This is a genomic window from Desulfosediminicola flagellatus (genome assembly GCF_005116655.2).
In the GTDB taxonomy this organism is placed as follows: Bacteria; Desulfobacterota; Desulfobulbia; order Desulfobulbales; family Desulfocapsaceae; genus Desulfopila; species Desulfopila flagellata.
The window spans coordinates 2,724,378-2,748,361 of record NZ_CP050698.1; the positions used below are offsets into that span (position 1 = coordinate 2,724,378).

The window sequence follows — 23,984 nt, forward strand, 5'->3', positions numbered from 1 at the left end:
CCGCCACTCAGCCCCTCAACGCCTCAATGCGTTAACCACTAAAGCAGCCGTTTCTTCTAACCCGAAGGAGGTGGATTGTTCAATGTCCTTGATTTCAGCTTCGGGTTGCGCACAAATAAGCTGAGGCAGTAACAAACATTGTGATAACAAGGAACAGGCACGAGCTGAGTTTGCAGCTAAGATGAGTGGAAATCCTTATTGAACCGTTACATGCCCGACCAGCTTCCAACCATCATTGTGTTAACGTTGCCTGCCTGCCAAGATGTTCAAGCAAAATGCGACGCACTTCTTCTATGGTGAACGGGTGTCCCTGAGAGGAGTGCCCGGAGCGAACGATGAATTCCGACCCCATCCCTTCGAGATGGGCACTGGTGTAGGCAACAACACCATCATCGCCAAGTTTTGGATCACCATCTCCTTTAACCGCGATAATCGAATGACCTACCACCCCGAGTGCCAGCGGAGTGTCAGCCAGCGTCTTTAGAACCGGATTGTCCGGTGACATGCCGTCGATGCTGGTTGCGCTCCTACTGTTGCCGATCATTTTTTTCACATCATCGGTGAAGTAGTCGCCTAGGCTGAGAGTTGTCTGGACAATTTTTATCGGCAGGGTTACGATTTTTCTCAACAGGGTTCGCACCCACTGTTTACTGAGGATACTCCCCCTGTGAGGGGTGGAAATAAAGACAACCCGTTTGACTTCTGGTAACGGTTCAACCACAAGGAGTCGGCGGGCCTCGGCCTTATTATCCTCTGTCAGTCTCAGAGAATCGAGATCTTTCCCAGTCAGTGCAAGAACTAGACTGTTACCTGAATCGACCACTGTCAGTTTGGTCAGGAGCCCCCCCTGGCTGTGACCGACAACCACCATCTCCCGGAGTGCCGGGTCTTTCCCTTCAGGATCGAGCTGAGCGATTTTGTTCCGAAGGGCATCGCGCAAATCTGCGGCCGAGGCAACAATCGGGGCACTACTGTTATAAAGGAAGGCCCAGAACTGGAACTTTTGCCGAAGAATGGGATCACCACGGAGGGTGTTGAGCATCTCCGCCCACCAGGCCGGGTTGCTGAAGGTGCCATGGACAAAGACCACAGGAATGCGGCCTGGCCTATAGGGCTGGGTCAAATACAGGCCATTGGGAATAGACTCGAATTCCTTGCCCCAAAATGCACCCAGGCCGAAACCCCAGACCTTCGAAGTCTCAAGCACGTAGGCAGTAGGTGTGGTGGTGTCTGTCTCGAGAGGAGGGTGGCGGTCTTTGACTACCAGAAGATTATCGTCGTAGGCCGAATAGAATTCCAGGGATGCGGTTGCCGTCCCCGCTGTCAACTCGACCAGGCTGGCGTTGATGCGCAGAAAAATGGTCGTAGGCACGGCCTGGGGAAAATGAGCATCCTGGCTTGCCTTCTTCACTCCAATAAGGGCGCTGCCCACCCCCTTTGAGCGGTTACGAATGGAAATGCCGCGTATCGCATATTTGTCCACCGGCTCGAATTGCTCAAACGCCTCCAACTTCCATGGATAGTTAGTCAGATCAACCGTGATGGCCAGAGTACCGACAGGCAACTTACGTACAGCCGCAGTTAGGTCAAGGGCCCCCTTATTGCCGGTTGCCATCCCCCGCCACAAGCCGAAATTGTACAGGTCGCAGGCCGTACGGGCGCGAATATCGAAAGCGTTGAGCACTGGCTCGCTACGGTCATCAAGTAGAAAGGAATAGGCATATATTGATGCAAGGAGAAAGTAATCGGGCGCCAACGCCTGCTCGGCCACCGGCACACTCTTCTCGAGGCGCTCACCATAGAGATAGGAGAGTTCCGCCAGGGCGTATAGGGTATCCCGCCGAGCGTCATGCAGCGCCTTGTCGTGAAGATATGCGACAACTGCGGCTGGGTCATTCTCGTATTCCTCGACAAGGTTGAAGCGGAGAAGCACAATGTTCGTCGCATTGCTGGCTACTCCCTCAGTGAGGGGATTGGCCATTAACTCCCTATACGAATCGCGCGGCGAAACCTGTTTAATACCAATTGGTGTTGCACAACTTGCCAACAGGATGGCTACCGAGAGAAACAAGCCGAAGCGGACAATCATCTTTGAAAAGTACATGCTTAAGGCTCCATTCCAGGCACCCCCACACGAATCAGTCGCGAGAATTCACTGGCATTGTCTGCAGCTTTGGCCCTCTGGTTGTTGAGGCTTCTCTTCTTCATTTCGGTAAAGGACAAAGCCTGGTGTATAGGCAGGCTCCAGGTTCTTTCGATTTAACCCTCGAATCCTTGTTTTGCACAGGTCGTGCATACATGTTCTATTCAACGGCTTGAGCATCTGGAAATGTCCAGGTTCCCTTCAGGATCTCAGGCCCTGGCTGATACATCCTGACGATGTAATTCCATCCCGGAACGACCGGCAGGAAGTTGTCCGCATCGGGATCACCGCCAAAGTGGATGGTGATACTTCCATCTTTTGCCTTCTTGGCAGTAACATTGTTGAAGGAATAGGCGTTGTATTCGTTTATGGGCATAAGCCCCTTGTCGTCATAGAGAGTCACAGACCAGAAGCCGTACACCGGTACATCCGTCACGGTTAGGGTGTAAGGGGTCTTGCCATCGTTCTTTTCGGGGACGACGTTTCCATAAGTCGCGGCGTCTGCTGGCAACCCGCCCCAGCCAAGTGCCGCACCCAGTAACCAGTAGACCGGGTCCAATTCCTCTTTCTTGCCGAAAAACTTAGAGCTGTCCGTGACCATGGCACCGACCACGTTGATCGTGTTCCGCATATGTTCAACTTCTTCCTTCTTCCAATCGGGCACTTCGAACTTTCCGATATCGGTCTGCTCGACAACAATCGCATCCTGAAGCCGATATGCTTCTTGCATATCTTGCTCATCATTGGGGTCCATAAAAGTCCGAAGGGCAAGGAGCACATATCTGGTGCCTACCTTCTCTTCTGTCAGAGTACCTGTCCTCGGACCGTAGAAACTCCAGATCGAATGGTCCTGACTTACGACCATCAAGGATTGATAGCGCCCACCGGTTTCCGGAAGTGTGATCGTGACCGGGGACTTCAGATCCCACACGCCGAATGAATACAGCGTATCCCGGTTACCCCTGATGGTAATCTGGTTGTTTACGTCATAGGGCTTCCGGTTATGGTGGAACTTGCCAAAGCAGTTGTAGCTCTCAATATAGCCTTTCATCTGGATGTCCGATTCGGCACGGACGTAGTTATCGGCGGTGACTTTAGGAGGCTCCGCGGCTTGAGCTCTCGCCAGGGTCAAAATTAAAATACCTGTTATCAACAAGGCCTTCAGGGTTCGCTGCATTATTAATGTTGTCTTCATGTCTGGCTTGCTCTCTATTGTTGTTATTTTGAACTCACTTAACCAATTCGATGTCACCCGGTCGCCAGGTTTTGTCAAACCATGGCTCCAGCGGCCCATAGAGGCGCAGGGCCGCGAACCAGCCTTTTCCGGGCACCGTCTGGATCCAGTTCGCCTCCTTGCCCTCGGGTGCTTTCGCCCCGAAGTAGAGATCCACCGAACCGTCCTTGTTAATATCCAGTTTATGCCGCTTATTGTTTTTGGCGGGGAACGGCTGACCCGTCTGCAACTGCGAGCGGGTTTGCGGGTCATACACCACTATCGACCAGAAGTCCTTGGCAGGAACATTGGCGGGGATATTCATTTTGTAGTTCTTACCGCCATCAAGATATTCGCTGTCTTTATCGACGGCAATAATCGCGTACTGCGAACCAGCTCCCACCATCTTGTTGACCATCGCCGGAGTGTTGACCGTTCCCATATAGAAGCAGAGGGTTCGTGCGTCGAGATATCGGCCTCCCTGGCCTTTGTCCTTCAACCACTCGTGGCTGCCCCCGACGAACGCGGCAAACCAACCACTGTCTTCATAGAGGAATGCTTCTTTCATCGGGCGGAAGAAGATAGCACGCGCAGTGGCGTTCCCTACGGCAACTGCCTTGGTGAGCAGTTCCTTTATCCGCGCATCCGGCTTGAACGGCTTTCCTTTTTGGATCCCAATGGAAGCGATCAATCCGCGCAGCTCCAGGTCAATCAGCGAAAGGGGCTCGCGTTGAATGATGTGGTTGAGCTCCTCGTAGAACTGGAAGTCATTGGCGTGGATAGTATTGAAAGGAACTTCAGAACCGCTGATGAACTTCATCTTTGGTGGGTCTTTCTTGTCTTTGAGCGGGTAGATCTTCAAGCCGTTCTTGAACATGGCATTGGCGGCATCCGGCTTGCCGTCTACGAGGAATCCACGAAGGACCAGCCAGTTCACGTAGGTGGGCGACTTAGCCACAATGTATTCCTCGCCGTCCACCTCAGCAAACTCACCTCCGACGGTTGGATTAAGATCCCCTTCGTAATCAGGTGGCAGGATAAGGTATTTTCCACCTTTTCCCTTATCGAGACCGGGGGCTCCCATATCGACTACGAAGCGTTGCCACGCGTCATCCAGGGTTCCCGGGCCACACTTTGGGGGGATCACAATGACCGTCGGCCCATCCCGATCCAACTCAAGGATGCCTGTCGCGTAAACTGTATCCGTGTTTCCGGTGAGGAAAAGCGGATCTGAGTCCATCAACTTATCGAAGATGACGACATGGTTGGCGCGCTTCGCTCCGACTTCGGCATTACCTAGACGAATCGCCTCGATGGACGTGGCAGGAATGCCGCTCAGGAAGACCTCGACCCCGCGCATGAAAAGTAAGTTGTCATAGAGCATTTCTACTGTTGCCTTATCCGGCATGCCATCGAAGAAGTTCAGCTCTCCGATCGGCGTCTTTACATGGTCGGGGGTAAGAATGGACTCTGGTATCTTGTTGTTGAAACCTGGGGTGTTCCGAGCATGAGATGCAGCGCTGCTGCCGAGTAATAGAAGACTCGATAGAAACAGCGAGCATAGAATCCGGACCTTTTTCTTCATTGTTCTCTCTCCTTCTTGCTTTGGCTCTTTTTTCTTGGAGCGTAGTCAGCAGAAAACTTTCGGATTTCAATGAATGAGATACTGTCTTTTACTTTTTCTTCAATTTACTTCCTTACAAGACTTGAGGATTTACTACCGAGCCACTCACTACCATATAGGGTTGAAACCCAGATATGACTCAAAGCCACCCGGACAGGTTCTGGCTTACGCCTGGGGTGCTGGCCAAACGCTTCGATAAGTGTATAGGTATCAAGACGATTAAGGGCAATTGCAACAGGACGGGCATCAAAACTCCGAATCAGCCCTTGTTCCTGGTCGGCCTCTATGCGGGCAGTCGCGGCATTATCAAATCCATTAAGAAATGTATTCCATGCTGTCTCTGAGTGGCCATCGGTTGCGGCGGCATCAGTAAATGCCCGGTAAATCGGGCCACGTTCGTACGCAATCTCCACCAACCCTCTGATTGCCTCATCAATTAGAGCAACAGGGTCACCTGTACCTGCAACCCACGGTTCTGCGGCGTTGAAGATCTCTTCTTTCAGCATGACCAGTATGCTCTCCATCAAATGGTGGAGATCTCTGAAGTATTGATAAAATGCAGAGCGGCCTGCTCCAGTTGAAGCCATGAGTGATTTAACAGTCATGTCGCGAAACGAATGTGTCCAGATGAAATCCAAAGCTGAATTGAGAATCGCAGCACGGGTACGCTCAGATTTAGCGATTTTGAGAACCGCATGTGGATTGACTCGTAATGGTGAGGATGATTTTCTGTTTTCAGACATAATATTAGAGTGTATTTGACACGGTGTCAGTTTGTCAAATTTATGTGTCTCTATTCAGCATACCTGTTTTTTCCGATAGCTTAACTAAGGTAAGAAACGAATATAAAAGCACGGATTACGAACTGGTCGCCTGGGAGACTGTCCGACAATGCTCTTTCCGCTCATATCTTCGTTAAACTCGAAAAATTATCCTCGGGATATTAACTATATGCCTGCGGTAATTTTTCGAGTTTGCCTCGATCTGAGCGAAAATTTTTATTGTCGGACACCCTCCTAGGAGCCTATCCGAGAATGGCTTTTTCTCAAACTCTTCGGAATTTACAAAAAATAATGCTCACAGATAAGCGAATGAAATGAGACTTCGATATCATCTATATGGCTGTGCTTATTTTTTAAAAACATCTCGATTTTGACCAAAACCCTTATTCTCGGACAGCCTCCTGGGCTTAATCTGAATCCTGTTAACCAGAATATTTCTGATATCTACTGCGTCTATAACCCAGGCATCACGGACATAGCCTGAATTTCTCATGAACATTGTGCGCCATTTGAAAATTTACTTTAAAAATTGAGAACATTGAATGGGTCACTCATTTGTATTTTTCCCAAATGTATACAAAGATTACCGAAGATCAGTCCATGCAGCGACATGCTGCTCTTTGAAAAATTATCTCAACTTCAACAGATCCATGAAATTTCTTACGGCAGGCCTGGCAGTTCTTCCCTGTACACGGACTTCCGGACTATTTATACGAATCATAACAAATAGAATCAGTTTTTCTGGGATAATTCCGTATACTGTTGCAAAATAGAATCACCTGTTGACGAGATTTCTGTCGAGCTTGACAATAAATGTACTATACTAACAGGTTGGTGCGTTCTTCCCGATACGAGCTTGGCCCTCTGTGCAATTCTGAGAAGAAAAATCTATGCCATTATTTCCATATTTCTTAGGTCGTTCTGGTAGAACTACAACCATTGGAATGGGTGTGTTCTTTTTCATTTTCATAACATCCTGCACCATGAAAAATACCCTTTTACAAGCAGATCCGAAATTACAGCGTGATGAGTGCGTTATAGTTCTTCATGGACTTGGCCGCAGTGCACACTCTATGAGCAGGATGTCGAAAGCTCTTGCTGCAAATGGCTATACTGTGGCACACACCTCATATTCTTCCCGAAAATATCCAGTCGAATATCTCGCCATGAAAGTTATTCCGGAAGCTATATCGAAGTGTGGAGACACTGTGAACACAATACATTTTGTGACGCACTCAATGGGAGGAATACTCACCCGATATTATCTCAATCAGACAAGTATTGATAACCTGGGAAGAGTTGTGATGCTCTCTCCTCCTAATCAGGGAAGTGAAGTTGTTGATAATCTGGCTGACTCAACTTGGTATGAAATGCTCTTCGGGCCTTCTGGTCAGCAACTTGGCACTGGTCCTGAGAGCATTGTACACCAATTGGGAGAGGTCTATTATCCAGTTGGTATAATCACCGGAAACAGACATACCTTTTTCGATGGATGGCTCAGTAGAATGATCCCAGGGGAAAATGACGGAAAGATCTCGGTAGAAAGAGCAAAACTTGCAGGGATGCAGGACTTTCTGGTAGTGCCGCATAACCATACGTTTATCATGAAGCAAGAGGAGGTAATTCAGCAAACATTACACTTCCTGCGTCATGGCAGGTTTCTACACAAGATGGAACTCTCTACTGACATACCAATTCAATGAACGCTCTCTTTCAACAAATTTTGGTACATTATTGTTTTTGCAACTCCTCATACAACAATTTCCTTACGGTAGAAGCAATACGTTCCGAATAATCCACTGGAAAACTCCAGAACTCTACGCCCTCCTCCGTCTCAAATTTTTGCAACCCCCTCTCTGCCGGTCCTGCGTGTAGTAGAAACTGAATAAGCACATCACTGCTGACCCATGGATGTGTATACCAGAAGTCATGAGTTCGCGGATTCTTGAGTGGCATAAACTCGCTATCAACCAGCAATACTGTAAATTTTGGCATCCAGGTAATACTGGTTGCCAACTGTTTTTGCTCCCCATTCAATTCTTTCGAACGTGGAAGCCCCAGACGAGCTTTTTTGTGATGCCCTTCAGCGTAGGCCAAAACTCTGTCTTTTCTGTTAAGTGCCAATGTTATACTCTTTACCCGATCTATATAATCCCAGATATCGTCAATAAACGCGGTGTAATCAAGATCCGGTGCTGCAAAATACAGTTCTCCGAGATTCAGCTCATCCGTCGAACGCATTGCAAGTTGTTGCAGGGCTGGGCTGACAATCTGTGCACCGGCACTGTAAGAGAGGATGTTAATGTTTCTGGCATTCGTATGCCTTGACAGCAGTTCGATAAAATTGGCAAATACAGGTGCTGTCTTGGCAGCATGTCGAACATCTGTTTCGTATTTCAGTAAGCTCTCTGCCGATGGCCACAGGAATGCAATAACAACTGAATTCCTCCCTGTGAAGTGCCGATATTGAGCTGCCTGGGCGCTTGCTCTATAAACACTGCTGTTAGCTCCGTGCACATAGATCATTATGTCCTTATCCAGACTCTCGGATAAGGCTGTATTTATTCCTTCAAAAAAATCTAATACTGCTTGCGGTAGATCTGTATAGCTCCCATCTTCTTGAATTTTAGCAAACTCTTTAATCTCATCAAGCAGAAGGACCGGTCGTTCGTTTTCATCCCATGAGGTAGACAGACTGTAAATGAGATCCCAGTTTACATCTTGTCCAATTCTGAAATCTGCAACACCAAGCCTTAACCCCCTGTCTCCGAAAATGGTATATGCAACCATATCATCCTGCCCAAGAGGGAAACGGTTTGTTGCATAATACACAGGCACACGATTACTCTCTTCAAGCACAGGATTAGCCTGAAAAGGATCATGCTCTCCTGTTGTCCAGAGAACAGGAGTAGGCATGAGGTAGACCTTTTTCTGGCACCCTGTTAGACATACAAGAATGATAGAAACCATTACGCTTATGGAAAAAAAACGATAGAGATTGTGTTTTGGATTTGATCGCATTGTTAAAATAGGCCTGTTTTCGAAATGAGTATCCGTTGAATATAAAACCTGTCAAAATTCCTGACAACCGTTCGTTTTTTAACATAACTAATAAATGGATTGTATCGTAATCTCAGAAGATTGGCTACAGATACCCGTAATACCCGGAGGTAAGGTTTTACAATTACCCCGTAAAAGTCCAACCACAACTGTCAGAATAACTCATGTTGCACCTCACATGTGTCAGTCGTATTTTCGCATTCAAATACAATCCGTTTGAGTTTTACGCCGAATGGCATCTGGCACCAGATACCTAACCACCATTTGACTTAGCCTTTTCACATCGTATAGACTTCAATCTGATTCAAAGTCAGAGACTTCAACTTCATCGGATTCTATTTAGCAAACCATGACTACACACGTTAACTTCAACTTCTTGAACTCCCGGCGCTGTCTCATTGTATTGCTACCAGTATTTCTGCTTTTTTCTGGTTGCAGCGATCCAGAACCTTTTATGGGTAAGCAATTTCGTGCAGATGACAACGGAACGTGGGCTTTACTCGAATCAGAATCGATCAGTGCAATTTACGGTGTCGGTCTAAGCTATGTTAAGCATATTGAGGAAACCGGCAGCACATGGGACCCGGATGCGATCCCGCCGATATTTAAAAAATCAATCTCTTCTCTGAACACGAGCGAGATTCTTCCCTACCCTGACCGTACCCAATTCCTTCAAGCAGCTGAGAACCTCGAAACCGGTTTAAGTAACCTGCTTAAGATCAAATTCCCTCAAATCAATCCTCTTCTCGATTACGAAGTTGAGCTCGGAATTGTTCTTCTTGAACCCTATGAACGGAAACGATCTCAGGATATCACCTATATGCCACGACTCGGCTTTGTGCTTGCAGGAGACTTCACCTCGCGTAGCTTTATGGTGCTTGGCGAGGGGCAGGCTGATATGTTTTCATACTGGGGAGCAGCGAAGAGCTTCAATGGCTTCAGTGTTGTTGGCAGCAAAATGTGGATACCGGGTGATTTCCAGCAAAATGGCTCTCTACACGTGCAGTTAGAGACATATGTCAATGGCAAACTCAGGCAAAGCGGCAATACCTCAGACCAGGTCTACTCACCGTACCAGATGGTTAGGTTCGTAGCAGAAGCGTTTCCTGACGACCCTCTCGCTGCAGGAACGGTAATAATGTCAGGTACTCCACCCGGCGTAGCCTTTCAGGCACCCGGCTGGAAGCGTACACTAGCAAAAATACTCGGTATTAACCGCATGACCCTTATGAAATCCGTCATGGAAAGCAACAAAGATAATGAGGATTTTCTAAAGCCCGGCGATATCGTCATCTACTCCGCAGGACCACTCGGACAATTGTCATTCACAGTTCAAAATGCTTCATTAATACTCAGGTAAAAACCGGCATTATCACGACCTACGCCAAGATCAACCCTGAGATTCATACGTTTCTGCAATTCAAACCTATAACCAATGCCCGCATTAGGCAGGTCATTTCCGGAAAAATCTCCATAGTCTTCGCCTATAAATCCCATCCCGACCCAGCCAGCCATTCCATGACGACTCAATTCACCACTGGAGGTGAGAAACTGGTGCCTGTACTCGAGCAATCCGTAGAGCATTGTCTTATCCCGAAAACGCCCCCAGGTATATCCTCTAAGATCAAAAGGACTGCCAACTTGAGACATCTCTGCCCATGGCACATCGCCCTCGCTATAGCGTGATGAAATATTCCAGGTCAGGGTAGTACCTTCCCTCCATAATTGTTTATATTGCCGGTAATCAACCTCAACTACGTCATATTCGTTGTCGCTGCCAATAGCATCAAGGTAATGCGTTGTTGAAAAATTCAGATAAATACCATTCCAGGCATTAACGGTCACATCACGTGTGTCGTATGACAATACCAGGCCAACACCGATATTCGTGTTATCTTCACCAAATTCCTGAAATGTAGCATCATTGAGCATCCCCTCTGCCTCATCCTCAGAGCCAGTGTGATTGAAATCAAAATTCACACCAGCAAAAAGATCTCCGAATGCGCGAAACAGCACAACCGGCTTAAACTGAAACCAGGTACGATCATATTCGGTCGTCGCAGGTCCGTCATCCACGTTCACACCATTATCATACCCTACGCCCCAGTAGTTATCCGGCATATCCTTAAACCACTGTTCAAAATTGACCCGAAGATTATCGTCAAGCCAAAATGAATCGAGAAATGAGCTGACCGTCATCGAACCATTAGTACTATAAATGAAAAATGCAGAAAACGATGATCTCGGCAGGTCTTCTTTTTTGGGATCTGTAGAAAAGGTAAGTAAACCGCCAAGTGCCAGACCAAACTCCATCTCCGGCGTATACATTGGTCCGATCACAGGTGACAATACATAATTACCGTCTTTACCGAGTGGATAACGAAGAAACTCCTTTTTCTGTTCTTCGGCAATTACTGATGAAGCAAAAAGAGTCATGATAACAGAACCAAACACCACTTTGTTAAAAGTCGTCATAAAATCCCTTAAAAATATAGTCATCCAAAATGTTATGGGGCTCCCGGTTCATATCGCATACAGCAAGTTAACCAATTGAATAAATATGAAAGATGAATATACAATAGGTCAGAACATTGAATTATTATCTGGTTTTATTGAGATGCTACTGATTTTACAGCAACTCTTAACGGATCAGCTTTGGGGTTCTGCACACTCTTTCTGATTAGAATATCTGCAGGGCTGACCTCTGACCCATAAAACGCATTATTACGTTTGTTTGCGGGCTTTACAACAGCTCCATCAAGAGAGACTCCTGCAAACGCGCCCTTTGCCCTGGCATACGAAAATATATCTGCAGTCTTTGCCTTAGCACCTACACCTACCGGACCTGCAGCCATCGTGACATCTGCCCCGATTTTAAATGAGCTGGTAAGCATACTTTCCATCCCGCGCTCACTCATCACCATCATCACAACCTCTGAAGATTCAGCTCCGGCCTGTAGACCAACAGATATAGCGCCAAGCGTATAGAACGCCGGATAGCTCCATTCCCCTGTGCTGCTATCACGTGCGAGTAAAACACCCGAACCTCCTGCACCACCGACTACAAATGCTCCTTTTAGATTTTGTGGGATAATGAGTACCGCCTTGGCGTTTCCAATATTTTTCCTGAACCACTCCAGATCAGGGTCGGCAGCAAAACTTGAGATAACAGTTGCAGCTTTATCCACAAGCCCTTCGGCCTCTATTTTCACATTGTCACTTGCCTGAACTGATCCAGCCCAAAACATACAACACGACAACATTACAAACCAAACAAGCTTTACCTTTTTCATAGCATCCTCCTTTGACATGCAGGTTGCGATTCGGGTATTTCCCCCCGAAAAAATATAAGCAAATTCAGGCCGAATCGATTAAAAACACTCTTTCTTTCATGCGTCACCAGGTGCCCCGTAATAATCCATCTAAATGATAGGCTACTCAATGCAATGATGCAAGTATGCTTTCTCACAAAACCTGTAAATACCTCGATGACACTAACGTCACATATACATGCGTACGTACGAACTACCATCAAATGATTTTCATCGAGGAGGCTGTCCGACAATGGCCTTTTCTCAAACTCTTTGGAATTTCCTAAAAACAATGCTCACAGGTAAGCGAAGACACTGATATCATGTATATGGCTGTGCTTTTTTTTGGGAAATGTCTCAATTTTGACAAAAATACCTATTCTCTGACACCCTCCAGGGATTATTAGTCATTGAGCTCAATTTGCCGTGTGTAAGAGTTACCCTTCATCGTATTTCAATAACATGCCACTCATTGCAGTGCATATTTAAGTCAGGCATGCCAACTCAGGTTAAACCTGTTTGGGTCAGAAAGTAAAAGATAAATCTCCTACCAGCCCCGGAGAAAACCTAACACATTTATGTTGTCATACATCTATCAATTGCGATATGCTTTCTCTGTTACTACAATGCGTGCTTCATAGCTCAATCCTGCTAATTTATAGAGATGTATATTCTCATGACATTTTTATTATACAAGCTAAAACCTCTTGATCTATTGCTCACAGATATCACTAGTGGTCTGAGCCTTCCCTAACCTCAAAACAGATGAGCAAGATCTATTCTAATTATTCAGAGGAATTGTTGAAAACGGATATTGCATACGCAGGACAGCAGATTCCAGGAATACGCGATCAACAGGAAGACTGCTATCGTATAGTCGAAGGTATTCAGCTGTCTGACAATACCAACGGACTGCTATGCATCATGTGCGATGGAATGGGTGGACACAGTGGAGGAGCAATTGCCAGTGAACTGGTAGTCACCACTATGACGGAATATTTCAGAAATAGTAGTGACATTCCGACAGTCAGGCGGCTGCATGAGTCTGCAGAGGCAGCCAACAACGCAATTGCTGATAGAATCTACTCAGAACCTGCGCTTAAGGGAATGGGTTCTACTCTCATAGCATTCGTAGTCAGTTTGAACCGGCTTTACTGGTATAGTATTGGTGATTCGCCGTTATGGTTGCTTCGAAATAGCAGGCTTACCCGACTGAACGCTAATCACTCGATGGCAGCCCTGCTTAAAAGCAAAGTAGAAAAGAATGAGATCAGCCCCGAAGAAGCTGCAAAAAATTCAACACGCAATTTTCTGCTTTCTGCTGTCAATGGTTATAAATTTGAGTTGGTAGACAACCCTCAGACGCCTTTTTTTCTTGATGATGGTGATCAACTATTGGCAGCCACAGATGGCGTAGAAACTCTCACTACTGACCGAATTAGTCACATCCTTTGCAATACAAAAGACCAACCAGTATCTACAGCTTTGAAAGTACTTTTTGATGAACTGGAAAAAATTCAACATCCAGCTCAAGACAATGCCAGCACAATTCTTGTTCGGATAGGCCCGTCTGTCACTACTGAGACTCTCGACGATCAAATTGCAAAGTCGATACCTCAGGATAAAGTCGGTCCAGCTGTACTAAAAAACGGATCATTTATGCTTTCGGCTTTGATCATCGGAGTAATTCTCGTGGCCATTGCTGCAATCGTACTTCTTTAAGAAGTGTGCGAACCCAAACAGGACCTAACAACTAAATAAATCACTATATTTTACCATCGCCGGAGGTCAACGCAATGTCAATTGCCAGCTTTATTATAGGCCTGACAATCAAGCAGTCCGCAAAACGGTTTGAAAAGGCAACACTTCACCCGGAAACGGTACAAGAAGAAAAATTGCTCTCAATTGTGCGGAAAAACAGTGGGACTGAATACGGGCAGCGCTATGGGTTTTCCTCTATCAGAACCATTGAAGATTTTCAGCAGCAGGTTCCCATGATTACCTATGAAGATATCAAAAGTGATATGCAAAGGGTCGTTGCTGGGGAAAAGAACATCTTCACGGCGGAAGATCCAATCATGTTTGCCCAAACCAGTGGCACCACCGGTGATCCCAAATACATCCCGGTAACCCCGACATGCCAGGGACGTGAGCATAGTGATCAGATGCGCACATGGACATACCATGCCAGGCAAAGTCACCCTGATGTTCTCAGTCGTAAAGTGGTGTCTCTTGTCTCACCTGCAATTGAAGGATATACCCCTTCTGGTATCCCATTTGGTTCAACTTCAGGGCATATCTATAAAAATATGCCTGCACTGATCCGCTCAACCTATTCGATTCCCTACGATGTATTTGAAATTGAGGACTATGGAGCAAAATATTATACGATCATGCGCATATCGCTGGAACATGATGTCAGCCTGCTTGCTACAGCAAACCCGTCGTCAGTTATCAAGATGTGTGAAAAGGCTAATATGCACAGCGAAGACATTATCCGAGATATTCGGGATGGCACACTTTCTGAGGCCTTCGCTATATCAACACCCCTCCGCAAGGCCATTGCAGGTAAGCTCAAGCCCAACGCCAGGCGAGCTGCCGAACTTGAGAAATTTCGAAGCAATCGGGATGGCGAACTTAGACCTGTAGATTACTGGCAGCAACTGAGTCTTATAGGCTGCTGGAAAGGCGGATCTGTTGGACATTACCTTAAACATTTCCCCTATTGGTTCGACCCTGACGGAAACCGTGCTGTGCCTGTCAGGGATATGGGGTACCTTTCCAGTGAAGCCAGGGGATCAATACCTCTGAGTGATGAAGGTAGTAAAGGCGTACTGACGATATCCACCAATTTCATGGAATTCGTCGCAGTTGACGATCTTGAATCAAAACGAGACACGCCATCATCCTGGCGTTTTCTGACCGTGGGTGAAATCGAACAGGATAAAGAGTATTACATTTTTTTCACCACAACTTCAGGACTCTATCGCTATGACATCAACGATGTTGTCAAAGTTGTGGGTTGCTATAATAACACTCCTGAAATCGTCTTTGTACGTAAAGGGCGTGGAATGACAAATATTACCGGTGAAAAGGTCAGCGTCAACCAAGTTATTACAGCATTCCAGAAAGCATCTGAAGTGACCGGTGCACATGCCGATCATTTCAAAGCTGAAGCAGACCAGAAGAACAGCAGATACATATTCAGGGTTGAATTCACCACCTCTGTCGAGCCTGCCATCCAACAGAAATTTATCAGTGAACTTGATCAGCAGCTAAAATCGATCAATATCGAATATAAAGCCAAGCGGGATTCTCAGCGACTCGGCTCTCCGATTATGCACATCATGCGTGAAGGGTGGTACGAACGTAATCGCAAACAACAGGTCGAAGGCGGCATGCGCGCATTTCAGGCCAAGACACAGCTATTGAGTCCAGACGTTCTTGCAACCCAGCACATACGACCGGAGCTCGAGAAAATTGTGGAATTGGAAGAGTAATAACTCGTCCGGTTTGAAGTTCACCGGCAACGTCACCAGGCTTTACGATGAAAAACAGAAACACCAGAAAAAGAGTCTCTCCACTGAGAGAAAGTACGTATGGCCAAAGCAAAAGTAATTGGCATGCGACAAAACGTATACTTTTAATTTCACTCCTACTATTAAGTGTTCTTGGAGGAATTGGTTATTGGACTTCCCATGCGGTACATGAAGCAATCGTCAATGTTTACTCAACCAATCTCCAGACAATATTAGATGCTGACATTGAAGCACTGGAAATATGGGTGAAAAACGAAATTGACTATGCCAAAGTCCATGCCAATGATCCTTCAGTAAGTACAGAGGTTGAGGAACTTATAGCGATTCACCGAAAATACCCGGGTCAGGTAGAAAAACTGCTAAGCTCATCGAATTTATCTATTATTCAGCAAAAAGCTCTGCCCCTGCAAGTAGATAAAGATTACATGGGATTTGTAGTTATTGACAGAAGTGGGTACATCGTGGCCTCAAATATCGCCGATCCACTTATAGGCATGAGCCTCTCTTTCGAACTCGAAAATTTTCTCAAGCGGATATTTGCTGGTGAGGCCATCTTAGGCAACCCACATTTACAAGGTGAATACGTTCCTGGTCTCGACATTGTGGCTAACAACCCTGTCATGATAACAACCGCTCCTATACGAAACAAAGAAGGCAACGTCATAGCTGCCCTCGGACTGATATTGAACCCTGATAAAGACTTTACCCGCATTCTGTCCGTAGCACGCATGGGAGACTCCGGTGATACATATGCCTTTGATAAGGAGGGGTTTCTGATTTCAGATAGTCGCTTTGAAGACCAGCTCAAAGAAATCGGCCTCCTGCAGGATATCCCTGATGCACGCTCTATTCTTGCTATAGAGATTCGGGATCCCGGCGGTGATATGACTCGTGGATATCGTCCGAAAATCCCTCTCTCTGAACGCCCGTTAACCAGAATGGCTGCATCTGCTGTTAACGGTCAGTCAGGCGTAGACAGCCGCGGTTATCGCGACTACAGAGGTGTGACAGTAATTGGCGCGTGGCGATGGTTGCCTGAATACGGATTTGGCGTTGCAACCGAAATTCGAAAATCTGACGCATTTGCCGGACATCGACCGGTTAAACTTGCATTTATAGGTATTTTCAGCATTCTGTTTATTGGTTGTCTATGGTTTCTCTATTCATCGGTATCTATTCATCGCCTGCGCAACAAAATAGAGAAAATCAAACAACTCGGTCAATACAAATTGCTCAAGAAAATCGGTGAAGGTGGAATGGGTAAGGTGTACGAGGCACAACATGCTCTGCTCAAACGGCCCACTGCTGTAAAGTTTCTCAAACCCGAGGCTATGAGCGAAGAGGCAATTCAACGATTTGAGCGAGAGGTCCAGCTAACCAGCAATCTCACCCACCCAAACACAATTCAGATTTATGACTACGGCAAAACTGAGGATGGAATATTCTATTATGCGATGGAATTTCTCAATGGTATTGACCTCGCCCAACTCCTTGAAATAGAGGGTAAAGTTCCGTTAGAAAGGGTCATATTTATTCTCAAACATGTTTGTCTTTCACTTGAGGAAGCACACAGTATCGGCCTGATCCATCGTGATATCAAACCAATGAACATTATGCTCTGCGATCGAGGCGGACGCCATGACGCGGTGAAGGTGCTGGATTTCGGACTGGCAAAAGAAATCAACACACCAAAAGAATTGAGCCTCACAACTCAGCAGGGGATTATTGGTACACCAGCATATATTGCACCTGAAAGGCTCAGTGAAGGGGAGGAAACAGATATACGCTCGGACTTTTACTCGCTCGGGTCAGTAGCATACAACCTGATTACCGGCGAAGATGTATTTATGGCTCCTACATCGGTAGAGGTATGTTATCACGTCATGAAAACAGTACCTCCACGTCTCTCTGAAAAAGTACACTATGATATTCCAGCATCTTTTGATCAGCTTATAGCTGACTGCCTCGAAAAAGAGGCAATCAATCGTCCACCTGATGCCGCAACAATAATTGCAATTCTGGAGTCACTGGAAACTCAATACACATGGGATCAGGAGAAAGCTCACAACTGGTGGCAAACCAATATTGACCGTATCAATGCTCTTCGTCCCACAGGCAGCTAATTGATTGTAGGCGCTCCATGAACGCCACCCTGCAGGCACTCGAATTCCCCGATATACCGAATGTATTATCGGGGAATTCGATCACGCACATGGCGGCGTCCCTGAAACGCCTACAGTTATGATGTTTTTCAGGCTTGAGTATGGTTAATAGATCGCGTTTACAATTGATTTATAATCAGTACATTCTAAATCAGAACATTACTTATTACTTATTACTTATTACTTATTACTGCCTTGCCTTCACTGTAACGATTAATAATCTCCTCATTTACACTGATTCCCAACCCCGGCCCTTCTGGCATTGCGGGTGGACTGCCACCGTAACCAAACTGCTTGAGCGGCGAGACCGGATCTTCACTCAGCAAGTGTAAGCCGAAACACCCTTCTGCATAGGTTACCTTTTCTACAGCTGAGATAAGAATGAGTTGCGCAGCAGAAAGCAAAGAGGTCTCCCCCACCTGGCAACCAATCTGAATAATCATACCTGCCTCCAAAGCGCGCAAACACCGGTTGTACGCAGCGATCAAACCGCCACACTTGGAAATCCTCACATTCACCGAGGTGCAGGCACGTTTGTTTATCAGAAGTTCCAGAGATTCAGTGTCATGCAGACTTTCGTCTGCCATCACCTCAAGGCCGGTCTCACTGACAAGCTGCGAAAGTCCATGTATATCATCTGCCTTAAGCGGCTGTTCAAACGAACGTATTCCGGATCCTGCGAGCAACTTCATGTTTCGCTGCGCCTCGTCCACATTCCAGGCCATATTGGCATCAACACGTATATCGAATTTCTTCCCAAGCACAAACCGGCAAAACCTTGCAGTTTCTTCTGCAGTCTCTTTTTCAACCTTGAGTTTAACCTGTTTGAAACCATACATTCTAAATTTTAGTAGAGACTTGAACGCCTTGAATCCCTTATCTGCAGAAAAGACAGCACTGTATCGCAAACCAGCTGGGAATTGGTTATTGCTTAATGAAACAGGTTCATCAAATTCCTGCCCAAATGCGTCAAGTAGTGCCAGATCAACTGCAGCCCAGGCTGCAGTCTGTGGAATATCAGGTGACAGCCATTCTTTGGGTGCCTTACCATTACAACGGCTGAGAAATGCGACAACCTCATCCATAGAGGAAAACTTCATTCCAATCAGTTTGGGCAGAATAATCTCCTTTAACTGTCTAAAGGTTTCATCCCGTTTTTCTCCTGTCACATAATCTCGCGGCAGACATTCACCATACCCAGTCGTATTTGCGTCTGTTATACACTTGAGCATTATGCTGCTGGAAGTCTTGCGACTGGCTGCAGCGTGTTTAAACGCATTTTTAAACGGAATATCTGTCTTATAAAGTTCGAAACCTTGTATTGTTGCCATAGCAAACCTTTTACCGACTCTTTAGCCAGTTAGATACTGTTGCAAAAAATGCATCTTTTTCAGGACTGAACTCCAGAATATGCCTGGCATCTGTAAACTCATCCAGGTGTTTATCTAATGCTGAGACTTTGTCAAAAAAACGTCTGTTACGCTCATTATCACAGATAGGATCTTCTCCGGCAATTACCATCAACAGTGGAGCCTGCAGTAAATCAGGGTTTCCGGTTATATATTTCCTTGCCTTATATACCTGATAGTAAAAATCGCCTGTTGCAGCTTTTAAAGACAATTGATCACTTCTTACAAACTCCTGATACTCTGGCAATTCTGTAAATGATTCAGGTTCAAGGGTTACCGGCACCAGGAAATTTCTCGCCCCTGATCGAGACAGAAAAATACGTATCATATCCCCAAAAGGTATACTCGTTCTGGTGTAAATAGCAGGAGTGGAGAGAATCAACCCTTTTAGATTGTCTGGAAACATGTACGCATACACTGTGGCAGGAATCGCACCGAAGCAGTGCCCTACCAGATAGAACCTATCACTCCTGTGACGTTCCCGAGCAAAACTGGCAACCACTTCAATCTCTCTGGCCCATTGGTGAAAATCCTTCACATCACCACGTTGCGCTCTACTCAACCCCGACCCCATTCTGTCCATTACGTACACAGGATGCCCTAAATCTGCCAAAAATGCAGCAGACTGAACGAACCAGCCTGAGTGACTCTGCAGACCGTGGGTGAAAATCACAGGTTCCTTTTCTCCTTCTGCACCAAAGACCCGAACAGGAATATCCGGATAATCTTCATGAGAAATAAAGCCAAGAGAAGCTTGAGAAAGAGCAGTACGGAATTCGTTCGGCCCATTAATTTCTGCCTGCCAGAGTTTATCGGATAGTGGTGCCTGATCTGTCGGAACAACCGGGTACTTCATACAGCCTGAAAAAAGCGACATCACCATCAGAATCATCAAAATCTTCAGCCTGAAATGCAGTATCCCGGTTACTTTCGCCATAGAATGTCACCCGATCTTTATTATTTGATAAGCACCAAAACCCAGCTGGTCTTCATCTGAACCGAGCATCGATCGTGAACAGGATACAAAATTTCAATATAGATCTGACAGATTCATTCAAGATCGATGCATGTAAGAAATGTAGCAGATTTATCTGTTTTAGAAGAAAACACTGAACATACCTAACATCATAGTGTAGAATCACATTCTCTAACAACAACATTTTAAGACAGGTAAAACATATGAATACTTTTCTATTACGGTTATTTTCAATGCCGGGTCTTTTGATACTGACAATTATTTTTCAGGCTCTTCTGCCTGCATCATCTTTAGCTGCCATTCCTGCATCGACATCCAGCGAAAATCTTCTAGAAAAGAACACGAAATTTACCGGTGATTTTGATGCTATGATTGAGCGTCGAATGATACGAGTGTTAGTACCCTACAGTAAGACCTATTTTTTTTTTGACGGTGCTAAACCTAAAGGCCTGAGTTACGAGGGTATTAAGGCATTTGAAAATTACGTTAACTCCCTGCAAAAAAAGAAATCTCATCTGAAGGTCGGGGTAATGATCATTCCGACTCCGCGAGCAAGTCTTTTGCAAAATCTTAATGACGGCATAGGAGATATAGCAATCGGCAACCTGACTATCACGGATAAGCGGTTGAAGATTGTTGATTTCAGTGATCCATTTCTTTCAGATGTAACCGAGATACTCATTACTGCCAAAACAGATGAAAAGTTTAAAAACGCTGAAGATCTTTCAGGACACGAGATCCACGTTAGAGAGTCGAGCAGCTACTACGAGAGTTTAAAACAACTGAATAAAAAGCTTAAATCCAACAACAAAAAGCCTGTCAAAATCGTTAAGGCTGATGAGCAGCTCGAAGATGAAGACCTTCTTGAAATGATTAATGCCAACCTGATACCAGCTATAATCATGGATAATCACAAAGCCGAATTTTGGGTACAGATATTAAAAAATATCACGATGCATCCTCATGTAGAAGTTGCACGGGAAGGAAATATCGGCTGGGCAGTTCGCAAAAAAAATCCGAAACTAAAAAAGGTCATTAATACATTTACAAAAAAACACAAAAAAGGAACACTGCTCGGGAATGTTGCCTTTAACAAATATCTTGAAAATACCAAATACATAACCGATTCATCTCATGGCGAAGACCTAAAAAAATTTACGGCTGTTGTTCAATATTTTAAAGAATATGGAAAGCAATACGATTTTGATTATCTCATGCTCACGGCTCTTGCTTATCAGGAATCCAGACTCGACCACAGTGTCAGAAGCAAGGTCGGTGCCGTAGGGATAATGCAAATTCTACCAGCTACAGCAGCCAGTCCCAATGTAGGTATTCCGAATATTGAAAAGCTTGAGCCAAATATCCAGGCAGGTACTAAATACCTGCGTGTTATAGCAGATAAGTATTTCCCTGAATCTAAAGGGTTGGATCCACTGAACCGTGCTCTCTTTTGCATGGCAGCCTACAATGCCGGGCCCTCAAGAATACAAAGCCTGCAAAAAGAAGCTGAAAAAGAGGGGTATAATCCCAAAATCTGGTTTAACAATGTGGAAGTGATAGCAGCAAAGCGTATTGGGCGTGAGACCGTACGATATGTACAAAATATTTTTAAATATTACATAGCCTACAAACTCCTGACCGAATCACTTGAACAAAAACCTCCAGCTAAAACGTGATTCGGGCATAGAGGGCGGCAAGATGATCTCAACCCTCTACGATGTATATCCCGAACCAGCGATTATTGTAACTATTCAGCAGCACCCCACCTGCCCCCGATCGGGACGCTTCGCATAGGCATACTATTGCCAATCGTCCCGCTTGAGGCCATCTGGAGAACTGCTAAAAAGTTACGGCATGCAAAAAAGGGTGCATATTAGGTCTTGACTGAATAGTTACCGACTATTTACGATAAACTTATATGTCATCAGGGGATATTAGAAAATCTCCACTGACGACATTATAATTTTTTCATCACTACGTTGAATCCTTCAGAGTCGATAACCAGCTGATCACCTTGAGCGCTGTACCGATAATTGACGATGTAATCCGGTCCATTCATGATCAATGTCTGTCCAACCACACGGTAATGCTCATTGTCGATATCAATTGTTCCGTCAAGATTGGTGGTTGATGTTATAACGTAGCCATTAGGAGTGAATTCAATCATCTTTGACGTGTAGGGGGGTAGCGCATCCTTTGGGTTGATACTTGTTACCTGCCAACGGGTACCACCCAGTACTCCCACCTCATTATGGCCATAGTCGTCAACCTTCGTTGAACTGTTGGTATAAACGACTTTTTTCTTGTCCATCTCATTCCCAACGATATATCCCATCCCAAGCCCTACCCCTGCTCCAATGAGGGTTGCTTGAGTACTCTTTCCGACAATCTGCCCTGCTATTGCTCCAAATCCTGCCCCGCCCAAAGAACCTTTCTGAGCACTATTGGTATTAGACAAACACCCTGTAAGGACTATCGACATACACAAACACATTGAGACACGCAAGACTCCTGCTTTGGAAAACTTCATCACAACTCTCCTTGAACTTTGAGTGTTGACGAGCATCTTGCCTACTGTTCCTGTAAATATCCGAACAATACTTCAGTTGCTTCACTCGTTCCCTTCTGAATCGGTAATTATGAGTATATTTGTCTGAATTAAAAACAAAAAATCCCGTTCACAAATCAGCTTAAAGATTACCGACTAAGACCATTTGATGTCATTATCTTACTTAAACTGCTTCTCGAAAGAAGCTAATGCATTCTCAGCAGGATGATCCAGACAATAATCGATAAAATTATCTGTTATTTCTGCTAGATTCTCTACAACATATACGGTTTGATTTTTCTTTCCGAGCATATAGCCATGCAACAATGCCAAGGCTATGTCCCGGTCTGAACCTGACAGTCGCATTGCATCTTTACACGTAAAATCTTTGAGGTCTGAGGTGGTTACTTCCTCACTGGCAAAGCTGTTCGTTCCAAGAATTGAAAAAATAATAATTGCTGAAGTTGCCAAAGCAACAAGATGTGATCTCAACATAGAAGTCTCCTTTTAAAATCATAAGTAGCTGTCAATGAATCATTTACCCCTCATGCAATCATCATAGGCACGTTTATAAATTTCATCCCGATTATAGGCACCACCGGCACCACCAACAACCGTTCCTAATGCTGCTCCGCGTTTGGTACCTTTAGAATTGCCACCTACAATGGCACCAAAAAGCGCCCCGCCTGCAGCTCCACGTGCAGCGCCGCCCATAATTCCTGTGGAATCCCGAGCCACACGATCAGCATGGGCAGCACAATCTGCTTGTGACCTCGCGTGGGCAGGCTGAATAATCAGGAATGTAGCTGCCACAACAACAAACGCAAAAAATGTTGATATTGAGTTTTTACTACGCATTATGATCCTCCTTGTTTATAAGGTACACACAGAGGTTAAAGCTATGGATTTCCACTTTTTTTAAACGCTGAAAAGTCTGATGTTCGTTCGAATAACGTATATCGGTATTACGATCGATCGAAATTCAACTTCCATGTTACAGACCTGTTTTAGTTGGAATCATTGTATGATTATCTTTAAAGCTGGACGAACTTCATATACTCTCTCTTATGCAACACCCTCTCTCAGGGATTATTTATGATATTAAACAAGATTACCAGTACAAACTGTATTGAATCTGGCTAAATACAAACAATTCGGTAGGAAAAGAACTGTTGATATTTACATCCTCAATGACCAGCATCAAAACAAGCCTAAAC

At 45.4% G+C, this 23,984-nt stretch carries 18 protein-coding genes; 6 read left to right on the forward strand and 12 right to left on the reverse strand.

Going from position 1 to position 23,984, the window contains the following annotated elements:
* Window positions 1-232: 232 nt before the first annotated feature.
* From FCL46_RS11415 to FCL46_RS11430, 4 genes are all read right to left on the reverse strand, one after another.
* Window positions 233-1,756, reverse strand: a complete 1,524-nt coding sequence (locus FCL46_RS11415) for an esterase/lipase family protein (RefSeq protein ID WP_136808255.1) — start codon at window positions 1,754-1,756, stop codon at window positions 233-235.
* A 547-nt stretch (window positions 1,757-2,303) separates the two neighbouring features.
* The gene (locus FCL46_RS11420; protein ID WP_217909616.1) at window positions 2,304-3,338 is read right to left on the reverse strand and encodes a DUF1214 domain-containing protein; all 1,035 of its coding nucleotides are present in this window, start codon (window positions 3,336-3,338) and stop codon (window positions 2,304-2,306) included.
* Between the two features lie 34 nt (window positions 3,339-3,372).
* Window positions 3,373-4,941, reverse strand: a complete 1,569-nt coding sequence (locus tag FCL46_RS11425; protein ID WP_136808256.1) for a DUF1254 domain-containing protein — start codon at window positions 4,939-4,941, stop codon at window positions 3,373-3,375.
* A gap of 104 nt (window positions 4,942-5,045) precedes the next feature.
* Complete coding sequence (locus tag FCL46_RS11430; RefSeq protein WP_136808257.1) at window positions 5,046-5,723, reverse strand: TetR/AcrR family transcriptional regulator; 678 nt, start codon at window positions 5,721-5,723, stop codon at window positions 5,046-5,048.
* A gap of 929 nt (window positions 5,724-6,652) precedes the next feature.
* Between FCL46_RS11430 and FCL46_RS11435 the strand changes: the two genes are divergently transcribed.
* Window positions 6,653-7,465, forward strand: coding sequence for a lipase family protein (locus FCL46_RS11435; RefSeq protein WP_217909617.1), 813 nt, complete (start codon window positions 6,653-6,655; stop codon window positions 7,463-7,465).
* Window positions 7,466-7,493: 28 nt separating this feature from the next.
* Here FCL46_RS11435 and FCL46_RS11440 read toward each other — a convergent pair whose 3' ends face one another.
* Window positions 7,494-8,783 (reverse strand): alpha/beta hydrolase, encoded by a 1,290-nt coding sequence (locus FCL46_RS11440; protein WP_136808258.1) that lies wholly within the window; start codon window positions 8,781-8,783, stop codon window positions 7,494-7,496.
* Between the two features lie 493 nt (window positions 8,784-9,276).
* On the opposite strand from FCL46_RS11440, the gene FCL46_RS11445 reads away from it, so the two are divergent.
* Window positions 9,277-10,182, forward strand: a complete 906-nt coding sequence (locus FCL46_RS11445; protein WP_167505918.1) for a fumarylacetoacetate hydrolase family protein — start codon at window positions 9,277-9,279, stop codon at window positions 10,180-10,182.
* Here FCL46_RS11445 and FCL46_RS11450 read toward each other — a convergent pair.
* Window positions 10,155-11,297: a BamA/TamA family outer membrane protein gene (locus FCL46_RS11450; RefSeq protein ID WP_167505919.1), complete on the reverse strand. Its 1,143-nt coding sequence runs from the start codon at window positions 11,295-11,297 to the stop codon at window positions 10,155-10,157. The genes FCL46_RS11445 and FCL46_RS11450 overlap by 28 nt on opposite strands.
* A gap of 134 nt (window positions 11,298-11,431) precedes the next feature.
* Window positions 11,432-12,115, reverse strand: a complete 684-nt coding sequence (locus FCL46_RS11455; protein WP_167505920.1) for a lipid-binding SYLF domain-containing protein — start codon at window positions 12,113-12,115, stop codon at window positions 11,432-11,434.
* Between the two features lie 819 nt (window positions 12,116-12,934).
* Between FCL46_RS11455 and FCL46_RS11460 the strand changes: the two genes are divergently transcribed.
* The 3 genes from FCL46_RS11460 (at window position 12,935) to FCL46_RS11470 (ending at window position 17,795) form a co-directional block, all read left to right on the forward strand.
* Window positions 12,935-13,855 (forward strand): PP2C family protein-serine/threonine phosphatase, encoded by a 921-nt coding sequence (locus FCL46_RS11460; protein WP_167505921.1) that lies wholly within the window; start codon window positions 12,935-12,937, stop codon window positions 13,853-13,855.
* A 74-nt stretch (window positions 13,856-13,929) separates the two neighbouring features.
* A complete protein-coding gene (locus FCL46_RS11465) occupies window positions 13,930-15,633 on the forward strand; it encodes a GH3 auxin-responsive promoter family protein (RefSeq protein ID WP_136808263.1) in 1,704 nt (567 codons plus the stop codon).
* Window positions 15,634-15,680: 47 nt separating this feature from the next.
* The gene (locus FCL46_RS11470; protein WP_136808264.1) at window positions 15,681-17,795 is read left to right on the forward strand and encodes a protein kinase domain-containing protein; all 2,115 of its coding nucleotides are present in this window, start codon (window positions 15,681-15,683) and stop codon (window positions 17,793-17,795) included.
* 212 nt (window positions 17,796-18,007) lie between these two features.
* On the opposite strand, the gene FCL46_RS11475 is transcribed toward FCL46_RS11470, so the two are convergent.
* A complete protein-coding gene (locus FCL46_RS11475) occupies window positions 18,008-19,165 on the reverse strand; it encodes a mandelate racemase/muconate lactonizing enzyme family protein (RefSeq protein ID WP_136808265.1) in 1,158 nt (385 codons plus the stop codon).
* A gap of 10 nt (window positions 19,166-19,175) precedes the next feature.
* Window positions 19,176-20,180 carry an alpha/beta fold hydrolase gene (locus tag FCL46_RS11480; RefSeq protein ID WP_136808266.1) on the reverse strand — a complete coding sequence of 335 codons (1,005 nt, stop codon included), beginning with the start codon at window positions 20,178-20,180 and terminating at the stop codon, window positions 19,176-19,178.
* Window positions 20,181-20,422: 242 nt separating this feature from the next.
* On the opposite strand from FCL46_RS11480, the gene FCL46_RS11485 reads away from it, so the two are divergent.
* Window positions 20,423-21,895, forward strand: a complete 1,473-nt coding sequence (locus FCL46_RS11485) for an MltF family protein (protein WP_136808267.1) — start codon at window positions 20,423-20,425, stop codon at window positions 21,893-21,895.
* A 281-nt stretch (window positions 21,896-22,176) separates the two neighbouring features.
* On the opposite strand, the gene FCL46_RS11490 is transcribed toward FCL46_RS11485, so the two are convergent.
* The 3 genes from FCL46_RS11490 to FCL46_RS11500 form a co-directional block, all read right to left on the reverse strand.
* Window positions 22,177-22,749, reverse strand: coding sequence for a glycine zipper domain-containing protein (locus tag FCL46_RS11490; protein WP_228723380.1), 573 nt, complete (start codon window positions 22,747-22,749; stop codon window positions 22,177-22,179).
* 198 nt (window positions 22,750-22,947) lie between these two features.
* Window positions 22,948-23,262, reverse strand: coding sequence for an HdeA/HdeB family chaperone (locus FCL46_RS11495; protein ID WP_136808268.1), 315 nt, complete (start codon window positions 23,260-23,262; stop codon window positions 22,948-22,950).
* A 39-nt stretch (window positions 23,263-23,301) separates the two neighbouring features.
* On the reverse strand, window positions 23,302-23,625 hold the full coding sequence (locus FCL46_RS11500; protein WP_136808269.1) for a hypothetical protein: 324 nt from the start codon (window positions 23,623-23,625) through the stop codon (window positions 23,302-23,304).
* Window positions 23,626-23,984: the final 359 nt, after the last annotated feature.

Coding starts and splice junctions, on each gene's coding strand:
- FCL46_RS11455 (WP_167505920.1), bottom strand. CDS start 12,115: ATGAAAAAGGTAAAGCTTGTTTGGTTTGTAATGTTGTCGTGTTGTATG.
- FCL46_RS11485 (WP_136808267.1), top strand. CDS start 20,423: ATGAATACTTTTCTATTACGGTTATTTTCAATGCCGGGTCTTTTGATA.
- FCL46_RS11450 (WP_167505919.1), bottom strand. CDS start 11,297: ATGACGACTTTTAACAAAGTGGTGTTTGGTTCTGTTATCATGACTCTT.
- FCL46_RS11440 (WP_136808258.1), bottom strand. CDS start 8,783: ATGCGATCAAATCCAAAACACAATCTCTATCGTTTTTTTTCCATAAGC.
- FCL46_RS11420 (WP_217909616.1), bottom strand. CDS start 3,338: ATGAAGACAACATTAATAATGCAGCGAACCCTGAAGGCCTTGTTGATA.
- FCL46_RS11430 (WP_136808257.1), bottom strand. CDS start 5,723: ATGTCTGAAAACAGAAAATCATCCTCACCATTACGAGTCAATCCACAT.
- FCL46_RS11435 (WP_217909617.1), top strand. CDS start 6,653: ATGCCATTATTTCCATATTTCTTAGGTCGTTCTGGTAGAACTACAACC.
- FCL46_RS11500 (WP_136808269.1), bottom strand. CDS start 23,625: ATGCGTAGTAAAAACTCAATATCAACATTTTTTGCGTTTGTTGTTGTG.
- FCL46_RS11475 (WP_136808265.1), bottom strand. CDS start 19,165: ATGGCAACAATACAAGGTTTCGAACTTTATAAGACAGATATTCCGTTT.
- FCL46_RS11495 (WP_136808268.1), bottom strand. CDS start 23,262: ATGTTGAGATCACATCTTGTTGCTTTGGCAACTTCAGCAATTATTATT.
- FCL46_RS11490 (WP_228723380.1), bottom strand. CDS start 22,749: ATGAAGTTTTCCAAAGCAGGAGTCTTGCGTGTCTCAATGTGTTTGTGT.
- FCL46_RS11425 (WP_136808256.1), bottom strand. CDS start 4,941: ATGAAGAAAAAGGTCCGGATTCTATGCTCGCTGTTTCTATCGAGTCTT.
- FCL46_RS11465 (WP_136808263.1), top strand. CDS start 13,930: ATGTCAATTGCCAGCTTTATTATAGGCCTGACAATCAAGCAGTCCGCA.
- FCL46_RS11470 (WP_136808264.1), top strand. CDS start 15,681: ATGAAAAACAGAAACACCAGAAAAAGAGTCTCTCCACTGAGAGAAAGT.
- FCL46_RS11480 (WP_136808266.1), bottom strand. CDS start 20,180: ATGGCGAAAGTAACCGGGATACTGCATTTCAGGCTGAAGATTTTGATG.
- FCL46_RS11445 (WP_167505918.1), top strand. CDS start 9,277: ATGGGTAAGCAATTTCGTGCAGATGACAACGGAACGTGGGCTTTACTC.